Below are 21,125 nucleotides of genomic sequence, written 5' to 3'. Positions count from 1 at the left end.
TAAATGTATTACCCAATGCTACCTTCAGGCCCTTGAAATATGCTGATTCAACATATTTCAAGGGCCTGGCATCTATCCCGCTATTTCTGTATACTTTTCTTCTACCTGTTGGAATTCCTTTTTAAGTTGACGATGGACTAAGCCGATGGCTAACGGCAGAAAGACCGCTGTCATCTTTAGCAGTGTCCAGATATTAGGCAGAACCTGCTCAAAATTAATTCCCATCAAGGCCAAATCCCTAACTTCAGAGACAAAATAGGTAAGGGGAAGGACTTTCGAAATCATCTGCACAAAATCAGGCATTGCCTGAAGCGGCCAAGTGAAGCCGGATATCAGGAAGGAAGGCACAGCAAAAAGCATAGCTAATTGGGTGGCTTCAAGTTCGTTTTTACAAATAATAGATAACATCACTCCTAAGGACATGATGGTCAGGAGAAAGACGGAAAGCAGCAACTCAAAGATCCATATGCTGCCGTGATAGGGCACCTGGAAATAACTAATGCAGAGATAATAGACTAAGTTAGCGCTCAACATATTAAGCAGAAAGTGGACAGTTAACTTCCCCAAGACCACTTCTATTGCATTATAAGGCCTCAGTTCATTAATCGTTCCAAGACTCTTTTCTCTTGACAAAGCACTTGCTACATAGAGCAAGGCAATTTGCTGTGCCACTGTACCAGCTAAGCCTAGCAGCAAAAAGTTCGCATAGTTGAAGGTTGGATTATACCATATTCTAAGAGCAATTCGCGCGGGCAGGGCGGCTGAGGCTGCCTGGTTCGGAAGCAGTCCTGCTCCACTCTCCAGACCCTTGATACTAGCACCTGCGGAAAATGTTCCTACTATTTCATTAGCCGCAGAAAGTACAGCATTACTGAATAATAGGTTCGTTCCATTGACAATCACCAGAACGGTACTGCCTTCCCCGGTTTTTATCTTAGCGTCCAGATCTGCTGGGATAACGATGCCCGCAGTGATTTTACGATTCTCCATCTCGCTGCGTAGTTCAGCTTCGCTTACCACCTGGCCAACAACATCAAACTTCTCAGAATCCCGAAACCCCTGGGCGATAGCCCTGCTAGTGGCAGTGTTATTATAATCCAGAACTACAGTCTTGATGTCCTTAACCACATGAGTACTGTACATCAGACCAAATAGTAGCATATATAGCAGCGGTATCATGAATATCACTACCAACATTCGTTTGTTTCGGATAATATACTTGAGTTCACGGAGGGCTACTTTTAGAATACCCATTGTTCAGACTCCTCACCCTTAATTAAATTTTACACTAACCTCCATACCCGGCCTTAAGGCTGGCGAGTTAACCTGAACTTTAACATTATAAGAAACGATATCCTTTTCCCCCCGATCATTGGTAGCCCGGGTGGTTGCAAATTCTGGTTTGCGACTAATATCTATGATTTTCCCACTAAGTTTCTTATTTTCCTGGCTGGAGATCAGAATGGCAACTTCCTGTTCTAACTTTAGATCAGTCAACACACTCTCACTTACCTTCACGTTAACCCAGTTGTCCAAATAATTGGTGACACTCATAAGGGGCAGTCCCTGGGAGACCATTTCCCCTTCTTTTACGTTAAGCGAAGTAACCGTCCCATCACAAGGTGCTTTGATTTGAGCCTCCGCAAGATTATTTGCGATCTCCTTCAGTTGCCCTTCGGCAGCAGCTTTTGAAGCCTGTGCTCTTTGAATATCTGCAGCATAGACGTCGAGTTGTGCACGTGCCGCCTGAGCCATCCCTAAGTCAGCTTCAGCAGCTTCCACTCCTACTAATGACAGCTTATATTTATTTTCCGCTCCATCCATATCTTGATCCGAAATAACCTTTGCTTTATGTAAATCTAACATACGTTGATAGGTCTTCAGCACTAATTCTGCGTCGGTTTTAGCCTTTTCAACTCCAACTTGTGCTTTGGCGATGGCAGCGTTGGTCGCACTGTCTGTGGCGGACATTGCGGCTGTTGCTTTGATAATGTCTCCTTGAGCCACCTTTACGGCAGCCTGTGCTGCTTCTTCCTTTGCTTTAAGATCACTGTCGTCAATTTGGGCCACTATGTCTCCTGTCCTGACCTCCTGACCCTCATGTACATTTAACTTAACTACCCGGCCGGGAATTTTAGTATTAACGCTAACTTCTTGAGCTTCAGCATTTCCAGTGAAATATGTAGCGGATTGTTGTTGAGTAGCAATCGCTACTCCTACCGGAAAATAGGAAGCACACCCTGTTAGGGTTGTAGCCAAGGTCAACAAACCGATTATTTTTGTTACCTTTTTGATGTATTGCAAGTTCACATTTCTTCCTCCCCATGTTTTAGTATTCCATTAAAGATGATGTCTTGGATATGTGTCAAGCGCTCTTCGAGCATAGAAGGAGCCATCATATCCTCCTTCCAAAAGGTCTGAAGCATCTCCCGTCTTGAAAAATAGACTAGGCATAGAGCATTAACACTCACCAGAAGATGACGGATATCAATATTCTTACGTATCAGACCCGCCTGCTGGCCTTCTTGCAAAAACTCACGAAGCACAGGCTCAGCAGGGTCAATTAGTTGGGGAAGGACTCTGTTCGCATATTTCTCCTGATTCAAAGCCTCCCAGCTCATTAGACGCACAAACTCATCGTGCTCTGCCAAATAATAAAAGTATTCCCGTATGGCCTGCTTAATCACTGTTTCAGGGTCCGTTCCTGACTGGATTACTGACGACCCTCTTGCATAGAGCTTAGTATAATTGTAACGAAGTACTTCCACATATAAGTTTTCTTTACTCCCGAAGTAGTGATAGATCATGCGCTTATTAATCTTTGCGTCATCAGCAATTTCATCTACTCTTGAACCTTCGAGTCCTTTTTGGGCAAAAATAGCTGTTCCAGCTAAAAGTATTCGTTGTTTGCTTTCCTCCGACCGAGTAAGGTCACCATTTTTTTCTGTATTAAGGGGATGTGTCGAGTTATCTTTCATTTTTCATGTCACCACTTTCATTTGCTGATAGATTGCTTTCGCGTGATTTACGTCCAAGCAAGCAAGTAAGTAAGTAAGTAAGTAACTAGTTAGTTACTTGATATAATATAGAACTTATAACTTAGTCTGTCAAGAGCAACGCCTGTGGATTCTTAGAACGAGTTCCCTTTGATTGATTCATCAGTGATTCCTGCCTTGGGGCATAGAACTCTTAAGTGATCCTTCTTTAATTTTTACATAGGTGGGTATAAATTTTTGTTTAGAATTTCAGATTTTTCACTGATCCAAATATTTTTACAAGACAAATTTCAAACTACAATATTTTCCATATTATGGATTAGATCAAGATTAAAGGGGGTAAGTTAAATGGCATTTGGTAACGTCAGTGGAGCCGCTTGCGGTTGTGATCATGGAAAAGGATTTGGAGCTGGCATTGCGGCTATTGTAATAATAATTCTTCTTCTCATCGCATTAGGAATTGTATTCTAATTTTAAGTTAGAAAGGTGGAAACATTATGTACGGAATGAGTAATGTATGCTGTCCTCCTCAGGTTGCCCCAGTCGCTGGTTATGGGTATGGCGGAGTCGGTGCAGGAGTCGGTGCAGGAATTATCGCGATTGCTATTTTAATTCTTATTGCCTTAGGGGTAATATTCTAAAAGTGCACGCAACCTCAGCAAAATTAGCACCAAAATTGCATTAAATTAAACAGGCATACCTTCCCATAAGTAAGGAGGTATGCCTGTTTAATTATTCGGATGCTTCCAAGTTCAAAGTAACATGGTCATATGGTTCGGGAATTCCCATTGACATATCGTAGCAGTGCATCCTTCATCACTTTAGACTCAATCACCCGGTAAATCATTCCACATTGATTTGCTTCAGTCCACCAGTTCTATCAATTTCACCAACTGGTGTCTTCTCCACGAACTCTTTGCTGATATCATAAAGAGCCTGCATCACCCGGGCTTCCATACTTTTGATAGGTTTTTGCACGGGCTCAGGCATTCTCTCCACAGCTTTATGAAATAAAGACAATTTGAAATTAACCAGTTGTTTAAGGATTTCGTCATTCATTGCTGACACCTCCAAAGTGAACTTTCAGAATTTCATCTTCAAATTTAGCTCCTTGGACAGACAGACTTTGCAAAGTTCTGGGCAAGGTAATGGTTCGTTTAATGTTTCCCACCCTGATAATCAACTCATCCCCTTTTTGGTTGAGGGAAAGATCCCTTTTTGTGGTGAAAGGCATATAGATCTCCATAATATACTCGTTATTTTCTTTGCTTATTTTCTGTGTCCGGGCATTGTACTTAATTGCCGTGGGCTCTTCTCCTTTAAAGATCTCTTCACTCATTCTCTCCAGCATCTCTAAGCCCACAATTTCTTGTTCAAAGAGCGGCACATAATAGATGGGCACAGGGGAAAAGCTGTCTCTAATCATTTCCTGATATTTTTTCTGGATATCTTTCCAGAGGGAAAAATACTGATCGGAAATATTACTGGGTATAATTCTGTTGACGACAACGGCATCCACATTAAAGTCGTAAATATTTAAATAGGTAAAACTGCGCTGAGCTTCTTTAACAACCATCTTTTCCGGATTGACAACAATACGAATACTTGTAATCTCCCGGTCGGAAAACACCTGGCGCATTTCATCAAGCTCGTGGTAGATTTTTTCTATCTCTTCCATTACCGAATCAGTGGGCAAGGGAATCCCGAGAATTGGTTCCGCTACCGGCCTCATAAATTTCACAGCTTTTCTCTTGATAGGAAAGAGTTTGTCCATCCACCAGCGAAGCATTTCCGGGAAGCTAAGCAGGGCTAAGGTCTCCCCTGTCGGCGCACAATCAATGATAATCACCTCAAAGGTCTTTTCTTTATAATACTTAAGGATTCTCAAGAGACTCAGCAAATCCTCCATGCCGGGAAAGACCGTTAATTCTTCCGTGGTAATATCTTTAATGGTTTTTGCCGTAAATAAGGTGGTTAAATATTTTTGTACCTGCCCCCAGCCTTTTTCAACTTCGTGCACGGAATCAATTTCTTGGGCCCAGAGATTGGGACGAATCTCTTGCGGCTCAGGAGACAGCTTAATATCCAAAGAGTCTCCCAAGCTGTGGGCACGGTCCGTACTGACAACCAAAGTTTTTTGGCCTTTTTTTGCGCTTTGCAAAGCGGTTGAAGCGGCAATACTGGTCTTTCCCACTCCGCCTTTTCCGGTATACAAAATAATTCTCATGGTTAATTCCTCCTGCATTATATCGGCATTTTATTTCCCCTAAAGTATTATATTCTTGACGAATAGTACCTTATGCGAAGTATTTTGTAAAAAAATCTCCATAATCCATTTGCAACCTCACATTGACCTTCTTTTTTAAAGAAGTTAGTTAGCGTGAGCATCTGGATTAAGAAGTATGAAAACTTATTCAATCGGTATTTTTCGTAAGAAATGATCCTGCTTCTCATGGTTCTCAGCGTCTGGATCTTTTCGGCTCAACTCATTAACGATCTTCATGATAATCTTAAATAGAAGTTGACGTTCTTCGGCGGATAAAAGAGCATTGAATCTTTCCAGGTAAGACTCAATCGTTGCTTTAAGTTCTCTCATCATTGTTTTGCCCTTATCCGTAAGCTGGATCGTTACAATTCGCCGATCCTCCTCGCTCCTTTCTCTTTGCAGATAGCCGTTTTTAACTAAGCGATTGACGAGCCCCGTCGTGGTACTAAGAGGAGCATTCAGATAATCTGATATCTGACTCATGATTACCTCTCCATACCTATCGACAATCAGCATAGCCAAGAGTTCGGTCTTGGAAACACTCAGATCCAACCGAATCCATTCTTCAGGGAAAAATACTTTCTTTAAATTGTCCAATACGAAATCTAAAATCTTCTCCTGCCCCATGATAGACCCCCAGATATTATTACCTCAAGAGAATACTTCGTTTAAAGAACTATTCTTCTAACAAAATACCTTATTGATTTGACTTTGTCAAGTTAATTCTTTTCGTGTAACCTGCCATCAGTTAATTCTAGTTATGCAGATTTAATCTTCGTTTAGGATTTCAGATATGATCCAAAAAAATTTCACTTAGACAAATTTCAAATCGTCATAATTTCCATATTATGGATTAGATCAAGGTTAAAGGGGGTAAGTTAAATGGCATTTGGTAACATCGATGGAGCTGCTTGCGGTTGTGATCATGGAAAAGGATTTGGAGCTGGCATTGCTGCTATTGTAATAATAATTCTTCTTCTCATCGCATTAGGAATTGTATTCTAATTTTAAGTTAGAAAGGTGGAAACATTATGTACGGAATGAGTAATGTATGCTGTCCTCCTCAGGTTGCCCCAGTCGCTGGTTATGGGTATGGCGGAGTCGGTGCAGGAGTCGGTGCAGGAATTATCGCGATTGCTATTTTAATTCTTCTTGCCTTAGGGGTCATATTCTAAATCAAGCTAAAGTAAAAAGTTTTTATAATAATGGAGAAAAAACAGCAGGAAGAATATCTTCCTGCTAACTTCATGAACGGATCCAATATAGCTCTCAAACTGGGCTGCCATAACCAGGAATATAAAGAGAATCCCCATTCCCAAGGCTATCACCAGCTCAATAAAGCCATCTCCCAATGGATCATCAACTGCTCCATTAAACTTGTTCACGGTTAGAATAAAGAAGGTTCTGACTCTTGAAATTTCCATAAGCTATATAGCTATGATTTTCGAATACAAGTACTGGGAATTGTCATCCATAGAGATATGGATTGAGAACCCATGGATTGCAGATTCATCATAATTTAAAAGATTTTTTCCTAGACAAATTTCAATTGGATATTTTTTCCATATTATAAATTAAGTCAAAGTTAAAGGGGGTAAGTTAAATGGCATTTGGTAACGTCGATGGAGTCGCTTGCGGTTGTGATCATGGAAAAGGATTTGGAGCTGGCATTGCAGCTGTTGTAATAATAATTCTTCTTCTCATCGCATTAGGAATTGTATTCTAATTTAAGTTAGAAAGGTGGAAACATTATGTACGGAATGAGCAATGTATGCTGTCCTCCTCAGGTTGCCCCAGTCGCTGGTTATGGGTATAGCGCTGTCGGTGCAGGAATTATCGCGATTGCTATTTTAATTCTTATTGCCTTAGGAGTCATATTCTAAAAGGTTACGTTGAATTGGCTACCATTTGAAATGGTAGCCAATTATTATGCTTTATCGCTCAAATGACGTTTAAAAGAATAGGGTCGTTCCAATTTATCTAATTTAAGCAACAAAACTCCGCATATAACAAGCAAGCCTCCGAGGAGTTGGCTGCTTGTCAGTGTTTCTCCCAGAATGAAGCCAGCTAATACAATAGTTATTGCAGGTTCCATGGTACTTAAGATAGAAGCCTGGCTGGCGCCTAAAAGGGATAGCCCTTTTTGATAAGAAAAAAGAGGGATAACGGTACATAATATTGCTGTTCCAAGACCAACGATCCACAGCGCTGACTGGGAGTGACCTGAAAAGACATTGGTCGGCGGATAAATGGCCATAGTAGCCAACATACAAATGATGCTTGTAGAAGCGGATACGGTAAATGGATCCGCCTTTTCGGAAAGATACTGTCCGAGGATATTGTATAGCGCATAAAATAGCGCTGATAAAACGCCATAAAAAAAGCCCGGCATGCTGATTTTTTGCCCTGATATATTTACAACATCTACAACCAGCAAGCAACCGAAAAAGGCAATAAGTAAAGTTACGCCCTTAACCAAGGATATTTTCTCTTTAAAAAACATGGCGGACATAAGTACAACCATTAGAGGATAGGTATAAAGCAATATATTAGTAATGGTGGCTGACATATACTTAATGGATAGAAAGTAGGTATATGAACAGCCAAAAAACAGCAATCCCTGGATGGTTAATAGAACAAGACATGATTTGGATATTTTCAAGCCCTTTTTTCGACTGACCAAGTGGATAAAAACCATTAAGCTACTGGCTATGAGAAATCGCGAGAATAACATGAGATCCATGGTTAAACCCAGGTTATACCCCCATTTTACGAATATGGGCAAAGCCCCATAGCCTATAGCTGCGAGAATTATTAATAGATAACCATTTAACATTTCATTATTTTCCCTTCTCCTTGTTACATATTACACGATATTCAAGAGCCCCATTATAAGTAAGGTACCAACGATCTGTCAAATACCTAAGAATGATACCGGGTATAGACATCTCCGATTCCTTTTGTTGATGGTCATACTGTAAATGCAAAAAAAGCTCCCTCAAGGAAGCTTTTTTTGCTTTCAGAAAAAGATAAATAGCTGCAAATGAAAATGAGCAGTGATTACCGGGTGAATTGACTAAATTACTTATTCTCTACAAATTGAAGTTTAAATCCATTGGGATCATTAATGAAGAAAAACTTTGTGTGAGGATTGGGCTGAAACGGTCCGCTTTGAATTTCTATTCCTCTTTCTTTAAGGAATGTCATAAATTCATCCACAGACTCTACTTCAAATCCCCAAGAAATATCTGTCCCACAATTAATTTTCGTATCGGCTGCGTTACAGATCAATTCAATCTTTGTTTCTCCGTCTCCTAAAAAGGCTATCTCAACCCCCGGTCCGGCAGGAAACCTATTAACTAATTTTAAGCCCACTATTTCCTGATAAAACTTTAAAGATTCCTCTAGATTTGCCACCCTTAATGTGCTCCAGCAGAATTTCATAGGACTAATCCTCCCGTAAATTAGAATTGTTACCCTATAATTTGGACACAGCTCTCATTTTCTTAAGATGAGGAAACCATGCCGATTTTTGTCAATATTTCAAATGGACACTTGATTTCCTACGTTGTTATTTAGCGTCTTTTACCTTACTGGTAATTATAGGTATTATGGTAGCTACTACCAGAATCACTAATATCATAATTGCCATGCCGTTAGAAGCAGCGAAGCCCCTTGGCTCACTTCCTTTTATAACACCTAATACTTGAAGTATTATACCGATAAGTCCTACTATAGAACCACCAGCTACCAACCCGGAAGATAAACTAATTCCATTCGATACTTTAACTTCTTTTTCCTTTTCCGATGTGGAGGTTCTTTCTATGAGGGAACGAATTAAGGCACCTACTAAAATTATGGAAGTTGTAGAAATTGGTAAGTAGAATCCTATAGCAACTGTCATTATAGGCAGGTTTAGAAAGAATAAAACGATTCCCATAATAACACCAAAAATAATCATGACCCAAGGTAATTTTCCTGAGATTATACCAGCCGTTAAGGTTGCCATTAAGTTAGCTTGAGGCAGGGCAAAGGGAACGTTATCACCGGTCATGGCAAGTTGATTGGAAAGTAATAATATAGTACCGGTTACAACTACAACGCCAACGATACCCGCTATGGCGAAGTATTTTTGCATTTCGTTTTTATCTCCGCCTATTATGAAAGCAACTTTTTGGGATTGGCAGTAACCGCCGGCTGTTGCTATAGCAGTAACGATAAATGTACCAAATAGAAGTAAAGATCTGTTGCTTTCAGGATTTGTCCATCTCATTACAACGAATAAAAATGTTACAAGAACTAAAGAAGCTATAGTCATACCAGATACAGGAAGGTTGGAAGTTCCTATAGTACCTGTTAAGCGACCAGAAACTATGACAAATAGTAATGATAAGAATAATGATAAAACAGAAGCAGTTACGGCCATTAGTATGTTACCGCCGGATACCAAGAAACCGGCAATAAGACCTACGATTATACCACAAAGTAGGATTAAGTTTGTGACAGATGAGCTATCATCATTGTTTGATGACTTAGCATTGAGAGTTTCTTTAATTGAAAATATTATAGTAGGTATTAACTTTACAGCACCAATTAAACCGCCGGAAAGCATCATACCTGCGCCGATATATTTTACATAGCTGCCGGCTATATCACTAACTTTCATAGCGTTGATCGCAACAGCAGGATTATTCCATACGGTTACGTCACCTTTTGCCAGATCAGAGAAGTAACCTATTAGAGGCAAAATACCGAAGTTCGATAAAATCGAACCAGCAAACATAGTTAAAGAAACTTCCATGCCAACTATGAATCCTATGCCTAGTAATAAGGGATTTACTTCAACTTGAAATCTCCACTTGTAAAAGGATTCGTTGACATAGCTTATAACGTTATTAACTAAATTCAAAAATGATCCCGTTATAATAATTATGACCCCACTTATTCCGAACCCTATTCCCATGTACTTAAGAGATTCTCCAGCGCTTTCTGAAGCTACAAGTGTTTCAGATATAGCCATTGACTCAGGGTACATTAATTCACCGTGTTCTTCAACGATTAAGTAATTATGAACTAAGGAAGCTATGGCTATACCGAATAAGACGCCGCCTACACCAACAACAAAACCTTCTAAAAAAGAAGCTTTTGAACCTATTAAAATAATTGCCGGTAAAACGAATATCATCCCACTGGCAATTGATTCCCCGCCACTTGACATCCCTTGAATTAGGTTCTTCCCAAGAATACCCTTTTGTTTGGCAAAGGCAGCTATAAGTGCGGAGCCTATTATCGAACCTGGAATACCAGCTGCAACTGTAAGGCCCGATTTCATACCTGAATAGGCAGTAGAAGCTGCAAACAAAGCTGCCAAAACAATACCGATTGTTAATACTGCGGCGTTTCCACCAGATTTTTTAGAACCGCCGGGAATGAAAGGTACATAGTCTTTTCCGGCTACGCCACCATATGCATCTTTAGATAACTTATTATCCATAACATACCTCGCAACATATTTTTCTTTGTAGTATTGTCACCTAATTTGAAAAATATTTGTTTGAGGTTAAATATCAGTTGTTCTTGTTCAACCCACCTAAAGAAGACCGGAATCCATTTGTGTAAAGTTATCTTCTGGCACCACTAAAAGTCTATCTATGGTTTCAATCATCTCTGGCTTATCCTTAGGAATATTCCCATTAATTGGAGCATAATTCGACATGTGATCACTGAGCAGCTCGAAAGGACCTTCTAAGTTAGCTATCAGAAGCCGGGTTTCCCTTAAGACTTCATAGGGACTGAGAAGCTGAAATCGCCCTTGTTGGTAGTCTTCATAAAGGGGCGTCCCTTTCCAAGGAACATAAGTGCGGAACCGAACAAAATCCGGGGTAAAGGCATTAAGCACCCGAGCACTTTCTAAAGCATGTTCTTGAGTACGTTCACGTCCACCGATCCCAAGGAGGATATACTCACTCAGCTCAAGACCGGCCTCTCTCACCTTGAGACCTTCTTCGATCATTTCAGCTGCAGTGAAGCCTTTTTTAATCCTACGAAGAACTTCGTCATCCCCACTCTCCATTCCCGAGTGTATACGGGTTAAGCCTGCTTCTCTTAGGAGGCGAAACTCACTGAGTTTTTTTAACTTCATGAATTTCGCAGAGCCATAGACGGTGATACGTTGCAAGTAGGGAAACATTTCCCGAGCATAGTGAAGGATCTGTAAGAGCTGATCTGTTTTCATTAAAATAGTGTTCCCATCGGGGAAAAAGATCGACCTTACTTTGTTACCATGAAAATCTCGGGCCATGAGAAGGTCCTCTTTTATATCGGCCACGGATCGGATTCGAAACTTTGTGTTCCGATACATACCACAAAATGTACAATCATTGTGGGGACAGCCGATAGTCGCTTGAATCAGCAAACTTTCGGCTTCACTGGGTGGACGATAGACCGTTCCTTCATAACGCATGAAATCACTCTCCTTGCAAAGTCTATTCGCTAGTAGCTTCTTCCTTACGACATTGCTCTATATGCCTAATCATCTCATAACTTTTCTGCGAAATAGGATGAACCTTGTCTCTCCAATACAAAAAGGTTTAATATCTACTGTGATTCCAGCATAAATATTACTTCTTACTTGGCCATCCAATCTTATTAATCCTCCCTTCTATGATTTAAGTGTACAACATCGCAGCAATGCCAGTGACATAAACTCAAAGAAAATGTCAAACACGCTTGACATTGTACGTAAAGCTAACTATACTTATGCGTAAAGTTAACTTTACTTTTTGGAGGATCCACAAGTGAAAAACCGTATTCAAGAACTGCGTAAAGAGAAACGCATCACGCAAGAAGAATTAGCCGTATTATGCACTGTCACTCGACAAACAATTATTTCATTAGAAAATGGCCGCTATAACCCTTCCATTTTTCTGGCACACAAAATTGCTCAAATATTTCATTTGACAATCGAAGAAGTATTTCTTTTTGAGGAGGATATTCATGAAGTACGCTAAAAAAACCCTGCTATATTTTATTGGACACACTTCCGTTGGTATTATTGCACTATTATATGCCCTTTTTAGCCCTTTCTCAGGGGGGGCCAAAGAAGGAATAATATCGGGTATAATCGGAGGATTCATCACAACCGGAGTATTAGGGATAGTTGTTAGCTTACGCTTAATCAATAACCCCCAAAAGGCAGCGGAAGTTGAAATGTCCAAAAACGAGGAACGAACTCAATTCCTCAGGATGAAAACTGCTGCTGCAATTTATTCTGTCATGATCTATGTTGAAAGTGCCGGAATTCTGGTAACAGGACTTCTCGGGTTCAGAGAAATATGCCTAACCCTTGGGGCCGTGTTAATTATCAAAGTAATTCTGTATATAGGATTTGCTTCTCACTATTCTAAAAAGTACTAATCTTCAGCTCAAGCCGACATCTTCTCCACTTTACAAGATTCTACATACCCTTCTGTTCGGCTTCTTTTTGGCATATCCAATTTAAAAATTCGGCGGTTTTGAGATGAGTAATCTAGATTAGTCATCTCAAAACCGCCGAATTTTTAAGCGTTTCATTATTTAACTACTGATGATTCCTGACCCTAATTTCTATTCTTCGCCCCAGGCGACAAAACATTCCTAAAGTCAGACTTCTGCTGTTTGAGTAAAAACTTTCCTGACGAACCAAAAATAATCGCAGTCACACTTACACCCGTGAACCATGGATGGCAAAGATCAACGGGCTTATTTTTTATTCTCTTTCCAGTGTAATAATAAAGATGAATTAATAATCACCGCGACTGAACCTGCATTATGTACCAGCGCACCCACAACAGGTCCGAGAACCCCTGCCATGGCCAGAATAATTGAGACAAAATTCAGGGCCATGGATATGGCCATATTGAACTTGATAGTATTCATCGTTCGTTTTGCTAAAGCAAGCTTGAAATTACTCCGTCAAATTTGGAGGCTTGAGAGCTTTCCTTCAGCAAACATTCAGTTCATCCTCAATTCCAATTCAGCAAGCTTCGTTATAATGCCAATATCCCAGTGAAGCATTAAACATGAGGAGAAACGAGGTGTGAACACTGAACCAAGCTATGAAATATCGTCATGAGTTGAAATTCTTTGTTAATTTTCATCAATATTACACCCTGCGGCAGCGCCTTAAAAACCTGATGGAACAAGATGAGCACGTCGGTTCTACTGGAGAGTATCATATTCGCAGCTTATACTTTGATGACATCGGCAACAAGGCCCTTGCTGAAAAATTAGGAGGGTATTACCTCTTATTGTAGATCAATTAGTTCATTATTTCAGCTGAATTTCAGCTGCATCTCAGGGTCATTTAAGGATAGCATTGTAAAGTATACCTAGAGTCCTAACTCAGTAAGGGAGGCTAAACATCGTCGATACTAAGATTAAAAGGAACAAGCCAGATACATCCTACTCATTATATTGTTAGCCACAGCCTTCGGGTTATACCTCCTGGCAGATCGTTATCTGATCGAACATGTGGAAGGCAAAATATTAAACTTTAAAGGAGTAGAAAAATGACATTTAAAAAACTTAAGACGATTTATGTAGGGCTGTTCACCATCCTCTTAGTTGCTGTAATTGGAATCGGATCTGTTTATGCTACTCAAAACAACATTGTTGCCAAGGTCAACGGGGTGGCCATCTCTGAGACAGAGCTGCAGGAGTTTCTCCTTCAGCAAGGGGGCAGTGATGCCTTAAATACTTTGATTCAACAGAGTATCATTGAGCAAGAAGCCGAAAAACAGAATATCCAAGTTACTGAGGCGGATATTGATAATGAACTTGCAACAGTGAAATCATCCTTTGATAGTGAAGAAGCCTTTAGCCAAGCCCTTGCAACAAATGGGATCACTCTGGATACTCTTAGAACAAATATCCTGACCAATCTTCAAATGACCAGACTACTTGAAGCCCAAAATCCTATAACTGAAGATGAAATTAAAGCATATTTCGATACGAATAAAGCCAGTCTAGACGTTGCCGAGGAAGTAAACGCCAGCCATATTCTAGTGGCAACCGCAGAACTTGCCAACGAGATTAAAGCAAAGATTACAGCCGGTGAGGCTTTTGCCGACTTAGCTAAGCAATATTCGACTGACGAAAGTACCAAAGAACTAGGTGGAAACCTTGGCTTCTTTGCTAAAGGAGAAATGGTACAAGAATTTGAAGAGGTGGCCTTCTCTTTAGAAGTTGGTCAAATCAGTGATCCGGTCAAGACAGACTACGGATATCACATTATTAAGATTGAAGCCAAAACGGAAGCAAAGGCAGCCACTCTTGAGGAAAGCAGCGCTAAAATCAAAGAGATCTTGTTAGATCAAAAATTGACTACAGAATTTGATCCTTGGCTTCAAGAACGATTAGCCGAGTATACTATCGAAAATTATTTGACCTAGAATTGTACAACCTTCATTCTATCGACTACGAGGGGGGGCTAGCCCCCTCGTTATTTGCTTTTAGGGGATGCAAAATCCAAATGGTGAGTGCATATTTTTCTTTCTGGATATGTTCTCAATAGTAAGTGACTTTTGTAACATTCTCTCACTCAACCCCTGCTGTTTAAGTTTATTTAATAGGTTGTATGTGATAGAGTATCCTTGAATTCATACTATTAATTTCATCAATAGCAGAAATATTTCCCCTTCTATATAAAATGGCTTTAAAATCGATTAATTGTTCGTTTTATTGTTTTGTAAAAATTATCTCCGACTTAGTTAGAAATATCAATGTTGATCTTAACTTTTCCATTCCAATTTTCTGATTATAAAGATTGATTGAGAGGAACAACTATGAAAGTGAACGCGTATGCAATTAATTCATTTGCCAAAACCACCGAAGGAGGTAACGCGGCAGGAGTAGTTCCAAATGCTGATTTTCTGTCAGATGTACAAATGCAAAAAATAGCTGCCATTCTCGGATTCAGTGAGACAGCATTTGTTCTGAAATCAAATCTGGCAGATTTCAGGGTAAGATTCTTTGCCCCGGGGGAAGAAGTCGATCTATGCGGACATGCTACAATAGGAACCTTCTATACTCTGGCAACTCTAGGCTATCTAAAGCCGGGCAGCTATCTGCAGGAAACCAAAGCAGGAATTTTGGGAGTTGAAATAACGAAAGACTTGTCAATTATGATGAGTCAGCCGCTCCCCTCTTTTTTTGAAACCGTTGAAAAGAGCGAAATCGCCGATTCATTATACATTGAAACAACCAGCATCCATGAAGATCTACCGGTTCAAATAGTATCCACAGGTTTGAGGGATATCATAGTGCCCATAAAAAGCTTGGATATTTTACACACCATAAACCCGGATTATGAAAAAATCAGAGAAATCAGCAGAAAGTACAATGCAGTCGGTTATCATGTATTCACACTTGAATCAATCAACAACTCCACCGCCAGTTGCAGAAACTTTGCCCCCTTGTTTCATATCCCGGAAGAATCCGCTACAGGTACATCAAACGGCGCTCTTGGCTGTTACCTTTATAAATACTGCAAGCTCGATTTTAATCAAGCTTCACATCTTATCATTGAACAGGGTTATTCTATGAAAAAACCGTCGGAAATACTGGTTTCCCTGGCAGTTGATGGGACGGAAATCAAAGGAGTCAAAGTCGGCGGAAAAGCATTAAATTTATCTTCAATTATAGTTGACATAGATTAGTTCGTCGTCCTTAATCAAGACTCACAGGCTATTCTCCCTAAAACGGTTCAATTCTAGCATTCACTTATTTAACAGATTGCGATACATTACATATATAACAGCAACCACTAACCAGATAACTCATTAACGCTTAAATGTTATTGACACAGCAAAATTCATCCTTTATAATAAAAGACAAATACAGTCTTTAATATCTTTAAGGAGGGTCTACTATGAAGTATACGAAAGCAACGAATTATGCTTTGCATATAATGGCCTATTTCGTTAAGCAAGAAGGAAAAGACAATTTAAGCCTTCAGCCTTTAGCTAGTCACATGGATATATCCCCTACCTACCTGTCCAAGATACTAACTCAATTAGTCAAGGCTGACCTTATTCAGTCTACACCTGGAGTAAATGGAGGTTATAGTCTTAGGAAACCTAAGACTGAAATAAGCTTTTATGACGTCATTCAAGCCATTGAAGGCAGCGGAGCTCTCTTCACTTGTGAAATGGACGAGAATCGCGCTTGTCACATAGAAAAGGTTATGAGAGACGCCGAAGAGAAAATGGTGAACCACCTTAAAGAAAAACGCATTTATAACATTGTGTAAAAAATGAGTTAGAAATAGAAGCAGTTGCAACTGCTCATTTTTTGCCATAATTATAGATAATTACAGTCTTTATTATATTTTATAGGAGGTATTATTATGAATCACATGCATCATCACAACCAACTGGATCAAAAATTTTTAAACAAAATTGCCTTTTTAGATAGTAGACAAAGGGAGCGTCTCATACCACCCGAAGCACTTATTAGCCAAATGCCAATTCAAAAAAATCATACTTTACTCGATGTCGGTGCCGGCTCAGGTTTTTTTACAATTCCTATGGCAGAAAACACATCTAGCAAAGTGTACGCTATGGATCCTGATAGACGTATGCTCAGCGTCATAGAAGATAAGGCTAAGGAAAAAGGACTTACTAATATTGAACTGATTCAAGATTATATCGAAAACTTAAGCATTCAAAATAACAGTGTTGATTTTGTTATGGCATCCTTAATACTCCACGAAGTAAGTTCACTGACAAAAGCACTCACAAATATATTTGAGGTACTAAAAGCAGGAGGACACTTGTTATGTCTGGAGTATGAAAAGGACGACTTGATAATCGAAGGGCCTCCAATGTCCATTCGTATTGGCTCAGAGGAACTCGAAGAAGTATTGTCCTTAATTGGCTTTGAAATTGTGAAGAAGACTAAAATTAATGATGCTATATATACTGTTTTAGCTGTTAAGAAGGAGGGGTAAATTATGGAAACTAATAAGGATACGCTCAGTACTATGCCAGTCAGTAAACTTTTACTCGAATTTTCACTTCCCGCTATTGGCGGGATGATTATAAATTCCTGATAAATTTGGTGGACAGAATATTTGTCGTCAGAATTGGTGGTCTTGCCATGGCAGGAATAGGATTGAGTTTACCGTTTATGATGATGCTATTCGCTCTCCCCTCTGAAAGTTTGCACCCCTTCCCAAGGGGTGCATTTATCTGCGAAAGGATGCAAAAGAAGAATACAAATTGAGCACCGTTAAAAACGATGCTCAATTTGTCTTAAAAGGTTTGTACAATACCGGTTCTTACGAAAAAAACTAAAGCTAGAATCTAATCCTGGGTATGTCTGCTTCCTTAAGATTGTCTTCCCATGTCCAAAAATGAGCCTCCCCGTTGCCCACCCGGAAAAGAATAAAGTTAGGATCATCTGCAGTATTTATACCGAGGGCTTTTAGAAAAGTCTTTCGTCTAAAGCATTAGTCTTTAAAACAATATCCTCAACAAACTCTACACGGCCTGTTATCCGTAAATGCTTCACAGGTTGTAATGTTACAAAACAAAGTTCCACATTAGAATTAGCTAGCAATTGAGAGTATAAATTCTTAGAACTGGCAGTTGTAAAATAGATTCCATCCTCTTTTACCCACAATGGAACCATTCCCCTACCCCTAGGTTGACCTCCATCGTTAGTACACAAGGTACACGTTGCTTGACTCTCGGTGATAAATCTAATGCAATCTCCAAAATCCATTTCTATACCTCCTTTTGACTTTTGAATATTCTACCAATTTCAGAAGAAGGTCTTTGCTAATCTGTCGGCCAGTTTTAATTCTTATAGGCTAATTTTACCATAATATTATGATATAACAACACATATTGAATTATTATATACAGAAGTGATTAATATTCCAATTATAGCTCCTATCCGACAAATAAAAGCGACAAATTTTCAGGAACATTGGATGTACAATCTAATTATTGGAAATCATTTTGACATAACGGAGGTAGTTATTTTGTATTACGACCTTGCATCCAATGTACTCGATGTGATGTTATTATGTGGTATTCTGATCTGGTTTAACTTATCTCTTAAAAGCAAATACTCTCGTTTTTTGTTAGGTATTCTATTCGGACTAATAACTATCTTTGTTATTAAGGGCAGAATTGAAGTTGTCCAAGATCACTTTTATGACTTCCGAAATATCACTATGACGATGGCAGGATTTATTGGTGGTCCAATCACTGCTATAATTGCAGCTTTCATAGGTGGGCTTTATCGATATTTTGTAGGTGGAAACGGCTCCATGGGAGGCGTCTTCAGTATTGTTATTTTTGCTTGTTTTGGAAGTATCTTAAGAAACCAGGTGAAGAGTAGTCAAAATGGCAAAAAACTTCTATTTTGGTATGTCATCGGAATGGTTATGTCATGTATCTCTTTATTTATTGTTGCCTTTACTCCCCCGTGGGGGGATAATAGGACAGTTGTTCTTAGTGTCATTACTGTCCCAGTTTTAATCATCAATCCAATTGCCACAACCATATTATTTAACTTCTACTTCTTGATTTCCGAGTTCTTTGGCAAAGCCTCAATCCTAAATGCAATTGTTAACGTTAGTCCAATTAACTTAATGGTTTTCGATAACCATGGGCCAATTCTGCAAAGTAAAAATCTAAAAATGCAACATCAAACTTCCCAAATTGCAGAAACCTTTGTTCAATCACCGGATTGCAAAAGAACCTTCTTGAATGCCACAAAACAGGAGCATCTAAAAATCTGTACAGATGATCAGAGACACTATGTCGCTGACTTGTGTAGTTTTCAGCTGCCCTGTGGGGAATTTGCCTGTGCAGCTATCCTTAACGAGATTACTGATCGGGTGAGAGAACAAGAAGATCTCAGAGGTGCAACCAATAGATTTGCCAAAGCATTTCAGTTAGGTCCTCATATGATGGCTATAGTCCAGATGTCTGATTTTCGATATATAGATGTTAACGATCGTTTCCTTGAAGAAAGAAATTTCAACCGTGAAGATGTAATCGGTAAAACACCCATCGAGTTGGGCTTGCCTGAGAGTGAATTTGTGCGAATCATGGAAATCCTCGATATACAAGGGTCTATACAAAATGTTGAGTGTTCATTAGTAACAAAATTCGGTTTGATAGGTACGGTAATTCTTTCTGCTGAAAAGATAAAAATCGACGATCAAGAATGTATTATGTTTGCTTATAATGATATTACTGAAATGAAACGACTGCAAACAGAAAGACTTGATCAACTGTCAAAATATTTGACATTAGAGGCGGAGCTTTCTCGAAGTAACCAACTAATAGCAGACATTATCAATAGTATGCCGGACGTATTTTACGTATTAGACGATCAATGGCGCTTTACCTATATCAATAAAAAAGCCTCAGAGTTGTTCCTCAAAACACGAGAAGAGCTCTTAGGTGAAGTTTTATGGGAAACAATCCCCCAAGCTAGAGGAACTCTGCTCGAACTTAATTATCAAAAGTCGATCAATGATTGCCTACCCATAACATTCGAATACCTTAGCTTTTTACATAAAGACACATGGTATGAAGTCACTGCTTATCCTTCCAAATTTGGGTTGACCGTTTATTATCGAGATATTACCAAACAAAAACTAGTACAGGAAAAATTGGTTACATCTCAAGAAGAAATGACCTACATTCTTGAAAGTATGACAGATTGTTTCTTTGCCATTGATAGCAACTGGCTGTTCACTTATGTAAATCGCGCAGGAGAAAAGGTGATGGAAAAATCACGTGAAGAATTGGTAGGCATGAAATTGACTGAAGTTTTTGAGGCTAATGACACAACCCTTCAGCGGTTTAATGAAGTAATGTGCGAAAAGAGGTCGGTCACTTTTGAAATTCTTTCGGAAGCCTTAGGTAATAAATGGTTAGAGGTAAGTGCTTATCCTATAGGAACCGGCCTAACCTGTTATTTTCGAGATATTACAAGCCGAAAGATGGCTCAAGATGAAATGGCCAGACTCGACCGTCTTAACCTTGTTGGACAATTGGCTGCAGGTATTGGACATGAAATAAGGAATCCACTGACAACAATTCGTGGCTATCTCCAATTGATTGGGGTTAAACCAGATTATGCAATTCTGAAGCCAACCTTCGACCTAATGATTTCGGAAGTTGATCGTGCAAATTCCATAATTACGGAATTCCTTTCCCTGGCTCAAACCAAAAAAAGCGAACTGAAACAACAAAACCTTAACGACATTCTTGATCAGCTATATCCGCTTTTAGAAGCCGATGCGTTTTCTCAAAATAAACAAATCCGCTTCACTCTGGGAGAGATTTTCGATCTAGAATTAAATGCCAAAGAAATCACTCAACTCATTCTCAATCTAACCCGCAATGGGCTCGAAGCAATGGAAGAAAGAGGTTGCCTGACTATAGAAAGTTATTTACAGGATGATAAAGTGGTACTGGCAATTGAGGATGAAGGATGCGGTATTCCACCTGAAAATAACCCAAAACTCGGGACCCCCTTCTTTACTACTAAAGATACCGGGACTGGGTTAGGTCTAGCTACATGCTACAAAATTGTCGAAGCACATGGAGCTAAGATCTGTGTCAATTCCAGCTCAAGAGGTACAACATTCTATATTACTTTTCCTATTCCAGATAAGGCAAAGGAAAAATGCCAAATGATCGCCTGAACGTCATCATCTATTCAAAATACTTGTGGTGATGGGAATCGAACCCACAAGCTGATAACTAACCAATTACTCTTCCAATCGAGCTGCACCAGCGTGTATTTTCTCAGAGTATCGAAAAATTCCTACCTATTTATAAAGGAGCAAAACC

25 protein-coding genes and 1 pseudogene are annotated in these 21,125 nt (G+C 39.5%); 13 read left to right on the top strand and 13 right to left on the bottom strand.

What is annotated here, in order from left to right; translation table 11 throughout:
- Positions 1-72: 72 nt before the first annotated feature.
- The 3 genes from DP73_RS15640 to DP73_RS15630 are packed head-to-tail and all read right to left on the bottom strand — an operon-like array spanning position 73 to position 2,978.
- Positions 73-1,254 carry an ABC transporter permease gene (locus DP73_RS15640; RefSeq protein WP_034600668.1) on the bottom strand — a complete coding sequence of 394 codons (1,182 nt, stop codon included), beginning with the start codon at positions 1,252-1,254 and terminating at the stop codon, positions 73-75.
- Between the two features lie 18 nt (positions 1,255-1,272).
- Positions 1,273-2,310, bottom strand: a complete 1,038-nt coding sequence (locus tag DP73_RS15635) for a biotin/lipoyl-binding protein (RefSeq protein ID WP_034600667.1) — start codon at positions 2,308-2,310, stop codon at positions 1,273-1,275.
- The gene (locus tag DP73_RS15630) at positions 2,307-2,978 is read right to left on the bottom strand and encodes a TetR/AcrR family transcriptional regulator (RefSeq protein ID WP_034600665.1); all 672 of its coding nucleotides are present in this window, start codon (positions 2,976-2,978) and stop codon (positions 2,307-2,309) included. The genes DP73_RS15635 and DP73_RS15630 overlap by 4 nt, the downstream gene beginning before the upstream one ends.
- 366 nt (positions 2,979-3,344) lie before the next feature.
- Here DP73_RS15630 and DP73_RS24245 point away from each other — a divergent pair, with 366 nt between their 5' ends.
- Both DP73_RS24245 and DP73_RS23540 read left to right on the top strand, forming a co-directional pair.
- The gene (locus tag DP73_RS24245; protein ID WP_034600664.1) at positions 3,345-3,467 is read left to right on the top strand and encodes a hypothetical protein; all 123 of its coding nucleotides are present in this window, start codon (positions 3,345-3,347) and stop codon (positions 3,465-3,467) included.
- Between the two features lie 26 nt (positions 3,468-3,493).
- Positions 3,494-3,637 (top strand): hypothetical protein, encoded by a 144-nt coding sequence (locus DP73_RS23540; protein ID WP_165574421.1) that lies wholly within the window; start codon positions 3,494-3,496, stop codon positions 3,635-3,637.
- A 202-nt stretch (positions 3,638-3,839) separates the two neighbouring features.
- On the opposite strand, the gene DP73_RS15620 is transcribed toward DP73_RS23540, so the two are convergent.
- The 3 genes from DP73_RS15620 to DP73_RS15610 all read right to left on the bottom strand — a co-directional run bounded on the left by DP73_RS15620 (position 3,840) and on the right by DP73_RS15610 (position 5,889).
- Positions 3,840-4,055, bottom strand: coding sequence for a hypothetical protein (locus DP73_RS15620; RefSeq protein ID WP_034600661.1), 216 nt, complete (start codon positions 4,053-4,055; stop codon positions 3,840-3,842).
- Positions 4,048-5,223: an ArsA family ATPase gene (locus tag DP73_RS15615; protein WP_034600660.1), complete on the bottom strand. Its 1,176-nt coding sequence runs from the start codon at positions 5,221-5,223 to the stop codon at positions 4,048-4,050. The genes DP73_RS15620 and DP73_RS15615 overlap by 8 nt, the downstream gene beginning before the upstream one ends.
- Positions 5,224-5,406: 183 nt before the next feature.
- A complete protein-coding gene (locus DP73_RS15610) occupies positions 5,407-5,889 on the bottom strand; it encodes a MarR family transcriptional regulator (protein WP_052090727.1) in 483 nt (160 codons plus the stop codon).
- Between the two features lie 255 nt (positions 5,890-6,144).
- Between DP73_RS15610 and DP73_RS24240 the strand changes: the two genes are divergently transcribed.
- Positions 6,145-6,267 carry a hypothetical protein gene (locus DP73_RS24240; protein WP_034600658.1) on the top strand — a complete coding sequence of 41 codons (123 nt, stop codon included), beginning with the start codon at positions 6,145-6,147 and terminating at the stop codon, positions 6,265-6,267.
- A 26-nt stretch (positions 6,268-6,293) separates the two neighbouring features.
- Positions 6,294-6,437 carry a hypothetical protein gene (locus DP73_RS23535; protein ID WP_165574420.1) on the top strand — a complete coding sequence of 48 codons (144 nt, stop codon included), beginning with the start codon at positions 6,294-6,296 and terminating at the stop codon, positions 6,435-6,437.
- Between the two features lie 6 nt (positions 6,438-6,443).
- Here DP73_RS23535 and DP73_RS15600 read toward each other — a convergent pair whose 3' ends face one another.
- Positions 6,444-6,686 carry a hypothetical protein gene (locus DP73_RS15600; RefSeq protein ID WP_128751427.1) on the bottom strand — a complete coding sequence of 81 codons (243 nt, stop codon included), beginning with the start codon at positions 6,684-6,686 and terminating at the stop codon, positions 6,444-6,446.
- 179 nt (positions 6,687-6,865) lie between these two features.
- Here DP73_RS15600 and DP73_RS24235 point away from each other — a divergent pair, with 179 nt between their 5' ends.
- Together DP73_RS24235 and DP73_RS24230 are read left to right on the top strand one after the other, a co-directional pair.
- Positions 6,866-6,988 carry a hypothetical protein gene (locus tag DP73_RS24235; RefSeq protein WP_034600655.1) on the top strand — a complete coding sequence of 41 codons (123 nt, stop codon included), beginning with the start codon at positions 6,866-6,868 and terminating at the stop codon, positions 6,986-6,988.
- Between the two features lie 25 nt (positions 6,989-7,013).
- Positions 7,014-7,145 (top strand): hypothetical protein, encoded by a 132-nt coding sequence (locus DP73_RS24230; protein WP_282432690.1) that lies wholly within the window; start codon positions 7,014-7,016, stop codon positions 7,143-7,145.
- A gap of 44 nt (positions 7,146-7,189) precedes the next feature.
- Here DP73_RS24230 and DP73_RS15590 read toward each other — a convergent pair whose 3' ends face one another.
- The 4 genes from DP73_RS15590 to DP73_RS15575 form a co-directional block, all read right to left on the bottom strand.
- A complete protein-coding gene (locus DP73_RS15590; RefSeq protein ID WP_034600652.1) occupies positions 7,190-8,098 on the bottom strand; it encodes a DMT family transporter in 909 nt (302 codons plus the stop codon).
- 245 nt (positions 8,099-8,343) lie between these two features.
- Positions 8,344-8,706: a VOC family protein gene (locus DP73_RS15585; RefSeq protein ID WP_034600651.1), complete on the bottom strand. Its 363-nt coding sequence runs from the start codon at positions 8,704-8,706 to the stop codon at positions 8,344-8,346.
- A 127-nt stretch (positions 8,707-8,833) separates the two neighbouring features.
- Positions 8,834-10,756: an OPT/YSL family transporter gene (locus tag DP73_RS15580; RefSeq protein ID WP_034600648.1), complete on the bottom strand. Its 1,923-nt coding sequence runs from the start codon at positions 10,754-10,756 to the stop codon at positions 8,834-8,836.
- 96 nt (positions 10,757-10,852) lie between these two features.
- Positions 10,853-11,725, bottom strand: a complete 873-nt coding sequence (locus tag DP73_RS15575) for a radical SAM protein (RefSeq protein ID WP_034600645.1) — start codon at positions 11,723-11,725, stop codon at positions 10,853-10,855.
- A gap of 334 nt (positions 11,726-12,059) precedes the next feature.
- Between DP73_RS15575 and DP73_RS15570 the strand changes: the two genes are divergently transcribed.
- Both DP73_RS15570 and DP73_RS15565 read left to right on the top strand, forming a co-directional pair.
- Entirely contained in the window at positions 12,060-12,272 is a 213-nt protein-coding gene (locus tag DP73_RS15570; protein ID WP_034600644.1) for a helix-turn-helix transcriptional regulator, read from the top strand.
- A complete protein-coding gene (locus DP73_RS15565) occupies positions 12,259-12,678 on the top strand; it encodes a hypothetical protein (RefSeq protein WP_034600643.1) in 420 nt (139 codons plus the stop codon). The genes DP73_RS15570 and DP73_RS15565 overlap by 14 nt, the downstream gene beginning before the upstream one ends.
- Positions 12,679-13,002: 324 nt before the next feature.
- Here the strand turns inward: DP73_RS15565 and DP73_RS22705 are convergent.
- Positions 13,003-13,197: pseudogene (locus tag DP73_RS22705) on the bottom strand (cation-transporting P-type ATPase); the annotation flags it as partial.
- 614 nt (positions 13,198-13,811) lie between these two features.
- Here DP73_RS22705 and DP73_RS15555 point away from each other — a divergent pair.
- The 4 genes from DP73_RS15555 to DP73_RS15540 all read left to right on the top strand — a co-directional run bounded on the left by DP73_RS15555 (position 13,812) and on the right by DP73_RS15540 (position 17,251).
- Complete coding sequence (locus DP73_RS15555; RefSeq protein ID WP_034600639.1) at positions 13,812-14,693, top strand: peptidylprolyl isomerase; 882 nt, start codon at positions 13,812-13,814, stop codon at positions 14,691-14,693.
- 393 nt (positions 14,694-15,086) lie between these two features.
- Positions 15,087-15,959 carry a PhzF family phenazine biosynthesis protein gene (locus DP73_RS15550; protein WP_034600638.1) on the top strand — a complete coding sequence of 291 codons (873 nt, stop codon included), beginning with the start codon at positions 15,087-15,089 and terminating at the stop codon, positions 15,957-15,959.
- A 212-nt stretch (positions 15,960-16,171) separates the two neighbouring features.
- A complete protein-coding gene (locus tag DP73_RS15545; RefSeq protein ID WP_034600637.1) occupies positions 16,172-16,552 on the top strand; it encodes an Rrf2 family transcriptional regulator in 381 nt (126 codons plus the stop codon).
- Positions 16,553-16,648: 96 nt separating this feature from the next.
- Positions 16,649-17,251 (top strand): methyltransferase domain-containing protein, encoded by a 603-nt coding sequence (locus tag DP73_RS15540; protein ID WP_034600636.1) that lies wholly within the window; start codon positions 16,649-16,651, stop codon positions 17,249-17,251.
- Between the two features lie 476 nt (positions 17,252-17,727).
- Here DP73_RS15540 and DP73_RS15535 read toward each other — a convergent pair whose 3' ends face one another.
- Entirely contained in the window at positions 17,728-18,027 is a 300-nt protein-coding gene (locus tag DP73_RS15535; protein WP_242865779.1) for a pyridoxamine 5'-phosphate oxidase family protein, read from the bottom strand.
- Between the two features lie 262 nt (positions 18,028-18,289).
- Between DP73_RS15535 and DP73_RS15530 the strand changes: the two genes are divergently transcribed.
- Positions 18,290-20,977, top strand: coding sequence for a LytS/YhcK type 5TM receptor domain-containing protein (locus tag DP73_RS15530; RefSeq protein WP_034600634.1), 2,688 nt, complete (start codon positions 18,290-18,292; stop codon positions 20,975-20,977).
- Positions 20,978-21,125 lie beyond the last annotated feature (148 nt).

The organism is Desulfosporosinus sp. HMP52 (assembly GCF_000765145.1).
Lineage (GTDB): Bacteria > Bacillota > Desulfitobacteriia > Desulfitobacteriales > Desulfitobacteriaceae > Desulfosporosinus.
Note: the sequence above shows the minus strand (reverse complement) of the source record. Positions and strands in the feature narration are given on the sequence as shown.